A 446-nucleotide genomic window follows, 5' to 3' on the forward strand; every position below is an offset into this window, starting at 1 on the left:
TGACGAACACCGTCGAGGGACGCGAACGCTACACCGTCAACGTCCGCTACCCCCGGGCCCTCCGCTCCGATCCGCGGGCCATCGCCGACGAGGTTCAGGTGCCGCTCCCGGCCGGGGGTACGGTTCCACTGCGCGAGGTCGCCAAGGTTGCGCTGACCCGCGGCCCGACCTCGATCCGAACGGAGAACGGACAGCTTGCGGTCTACATCTTCGTCGACATCAATGGGCGCGACCTTGGCGGCTACGTGGCCGATGCGCGCAAGGCCGTGGCGGACGAGGTCAAGCTCCCGCACGGCACGACCCTGCAGTGGAGCGGGCAGTACGAATACCTGGAGCGGGCCGAGGCGCGCCTGAAGGTCGTGGTGCCGCTGACGCTGCTCGTGGTCTTCCTGCTGCTGTTCATTAATTTCCGGCGCCTGACCGAGACGCTCATCGTCATGCTGTCG

General features: G+C 67.3%; 1 protein-coding gene. It reads left to right on the top strand.

What is annotated here, in order from left to right; genetic code table 11:
• On the top strand, positions 1-446 hold a 446-nt coding region (locus JZ792_RS43720), incomplete at both ends, for an efflux RND transporter permease subunit (protein ID WP_216918445.1).

The organism is Nocardia noduli (assembly GCF_019038455.1).
In the GTDB taxonomy this organism is placed as follows: domain Bacteria; phylum Actinomycetota; class Actinomycetes; order Mycobacteriales; family Mycobacteriaceae; genus Nocardia; species Nocardia noduli.